Annotated in this window: 3 protein-coding genes and 1 pseudogene; 1 reads left to right on the top strand and 3 read right to left on the bottom strand. The window is 47.0% G+C overall.

Annotated elements, in window-relative coordinates; all coding sequences use genetic code 11:
* Positions 1–227, bottom strand: a 227-nt coding sequence (locus tag QUB25_RS29485; protein ID WP_333189001.1) for a DUF3370 family protein, incomplete at its 3' end; no start/stop codon positions are given.
* A gap of 297 nt (positions 228–524) precedes the next feature.
* The gene (locus tag QUB25_RS29480) at positions 525–1,271 is read right to left on the bottom strand and encodes a PEP-CTERM sorting domain-containing protein (RefSeq protein ID WP_333188999.1); all 747 of its coding nucleotides are present in this window, start codon (positions 1,269–1,271) and stop codon (positions 525–527) included.
* A gap of 738 nt (positions 1,272–2,009) precedes the next feature.
* On the opposite strand from QUB25_RS29480, the pseudogene surE reads away from it, so the two are divergent.
* Positions 2,010–2,692 (top strand): annotated as a pseudogene (gene surE, locus QUB25_RS29475) (5'/3'-nucleotidase SurE).
* Positions 2,693–3,044: 352 nt separating this feature from the next.
* Here the strand turns inward: surE and QUB25_RS29470 are convergent.
* Positions 3,045–3,263: DUF3370 family protein (locus QUB25_RS29470; protein WP_333188997.1), on the bottom strand; the 219-nt coding region annotated here is incomplete at its 5' end.

Below are 3,263 nucleotides of genomic sequence, written 5' to 3'. Positions count from 1 at the left end.
GTTTGCACAACTTCCGGGCTGTTGCTGTTGAAAACCGGGATGCTGTCGAGTTGCCCCGGTAAAACGCGCACTTGCTGAGGCACCGTCAGGGTGTTCAGCGGGGCGGTTGTTGGAGGCGCTGGCAAATCCAGTTCGTTTTCCGGCAGCGGGAATTCTCGCTCGATGATGACTTGTTGGGTCCCAGGTGCGGGGATTGTTTGAGCTAAGGGGAAAATTGGCAAAAACATTGCTGAGAGCGCGTTTAACTGAACTTGCAGAAGATTGCCACATAGCAACCGACACAGAACATTACCACAACTTGGTTTATATTTTCTGGTGAGGTTGGGATTTTAGGTCTATTTTTGCAGCAATTCGGACATCGCAAATTTTTTGTTCTTCACCTTGACAAAATGTAGAGCATAAATAAGAGCCAGAAGCACTATAGCTGCGCTGGCTCTTATGAGTTGATACTAGAAGTTAACCTGCATTCACTAGAAAAGCGATGAGCTTTTCTGCCGATGGATGGCCTGCACCCCTGAGACAATTTAAGCAAGAGCTTTTTTTGCCTGCTTGCGGCGGGCTGCTACTAAACTTCCCAACCCCATCACCATACCTGCAATAGTTGTTGGTTCGGGCACTGGCTCAGCATCAGGGGAAACTCCGGCCATAACTTTGTCACTGGTGCCAACACGAGACCCATCTACCTGCTGGAAGCGAACCCCTGCCTTAAGCGTACCATTCTGAAATCCCGTCAAGAAAGCATTTTCTGCCTGAGCCGCACTCAGACTGCTGCCAGTTAGCAAAAAGCTAACCAAAGTAGACTGATTTTTATATAAGCCTCCATTAGCGTTTCCACCATTAAAGCTCTTGCGCGGAGTGCTAATGCCATAGTCGAAACCGTCTTGCAAACCGCTAATATCAACGTTTTGCCAAAACGCTGTAAAAGTGCTGCCTGCGGTAGATTTAACCGATGCATTAACGCCACTCAATACGTCAAATGCCACGGCAACGAGAGAAGAGTCTGTTGCACCACCGGCTGTGACCTGAGTGCCAGTGGTATTCTTGATGCCTAAATTCAGGAGCAAATCGGCTCCACTTTGGACAAAGTTGAAGTCCAATGTTGCAGTAGCACCGGTGCCGATAACGTTGCCCAGGCTGTTGGTACTACCGTACTCAGGTGCCACGGATAAACTGAATGCTTGGGCTTGCGTTGCAGTTAGTAATGAAGAAGCAATGACTAAACCAGCGGTAGCTAGACACGCGGTTAGTGGTTGGGCGAAGTTGGTTTTCATAAGAGTAATACCTTTTTTATATCGTTGGGGGGATTGACTTTATTGATTTCTTTCGGTACCTGTTTACATCATCTATCCTGTAAAGGTATTTGTCTATACATTTTTGATACCTTTACCAAAACAATATTCTTCGAGGTTTATTCTTGAACCTTTCGTAAACTTGGTTGTATCGCAAACGCTAGGATAATTGGTGCTGAAGCATTCCACGGCTAACTATCCGTTATTGCAACTTTCTGTATCATCGGCTGTCACAACCGCTAACTACGTAATTTTACTTTTTGCCAGTTAGAATTTATACAAATGATGAGAAATATGTTGGTCGATCGCCAGATCTACGGCAAAGTAAAATTTAGTTGCACAGCCAGTAAATATAGAATTAGTAACTCTTCCCGGGCGCAGAAACAGGGTTTTAACGACTAAAATACGGCGTGGAGGGCCTGGGTATCGCTGAAAAAACCTGGTAGATCCCAGTCTCAGTGCGTAAGTCCACTACACTTAACGTTATGCAGACACAGCCCAAAAACGGATACAAGCCCCCGACTAATGTTGTGGAAAGATAAAAATTTTAGACTCTTGTTCAATTTCCCAGATTCATCTGTGAAGTAAATCTAAAATCTAAAATCTAAAATTTAAAATCTAAAATCTAAAATCGACACAATCCCCGCGTCCCCTACCATTTGAGATTGCATCGGCTCGCCCACCACTGACACAATAACGTTAGTAACAGACAAATTTTCAATGACAATAATTTTAACCAACGACGACCGCATCAATGCTCCGGGCATTCAAGCACTTTTGCAGGCTGTAGAAGGCAAAACAATTATGGTGGCGTGGCTCCGCAGGGGCAATTGTCGGGCTGCGGGCATCAAGTGACGGCTCACAGTCCGATTCATGTCGATCGCCGATCAGAATTTGAGTATGCTGTAGGGGGTACACCGGCAGACTGCGTTCGCATTGCTCTTCATCACGTTTGTGCGAAGCCGGATTTGGTGCTGTCGGGTATTAACGCGGGTGGCAATTTGGGGGTTGACGTGTATATTTCGGGTACGGTGGCGGCTGTGCGCGAAGCAACTATGCACGGTATTCCGGGCATCGCAATTTCCCACCGGATTAAAAGGCCGCTCGAAATGGATTGGGAGATCGCTACTCGTTGGACATCGTGAGTGTTGGCGGATTTCCTGAATCGGGAACCAAAGTCGGGGTGTTTCTGGAATGTGAATTTGCCGCATTTAGCGCCGGGAAGTGCGGACCCGGAAATTGTGTTTTGCCAGCCTTCGACGCAGCCGCTGCAGGTGGTGTACCGGAGGTCGGGAGAATACTTTTATTATGCCGGAGAATATGGGTCGCGCGATCGGGCGGCGGGGACTGATGTTGACGTGTGTTTTGAGGGTAATATTGCGGTGACTGAGATATCGCTGTGATAGATTTGGGAGATCGAACTATATTTTTTTTCAATAAAGTCTAAATAGACGGTGTTAAATTCGATCGGGGACGGAAGGTTTCATTCCAGAAACAGCTTTATCGAAGCAAAAACAATTTGAAAATAGCGGTTTAGCAGACACTGACTCGCAACAATCCAAAGCAGTTGATGCAGAAACCCGTCAAAGGGCGATCGCGTTCGTTGAGAAGTTACCGGAAGCTGTGCTTGATGAAGCCGTTAAGTTTCTCGAATCTTTGTATGTTAAGGGCGAGCCCGTCGAGTAGCGATCGTACTTTTTGTTGTGAGAAATTTAGCCAGGTTTCGGACAGGGTAAATATACAGTCAATCACCAACTAATTACTCGATCGCACAGTCAAAACTTGCGGCGGCGTCGCATCCGGCGGATACAAGAAATCCACCTGCACCAAACGGCGTTCCCCCGGCTTCATATTCACATTCACCAAAGGTTCCCCCTGCTGTCCCCTGCGCTGCACAATGTGAATGTAGCGCGTCAAAGTCTTGCCCGTATCATCCTTAAACATCACTCGCACCGTACCTCGGAAAAATATCCG

It is taken from the genome of Microcoleus sp. B3-D7, from assembly GCF_036705305.1.
Classification (GTDB): Bacteria; Cyanobacteriota; Cyanobacteriia; order Cyanobacteriales; family Microcoleaceae; genus Microcoleus.
This window is presented reverse-complemented; position numbering and strand designations above follow the sequence as displayed.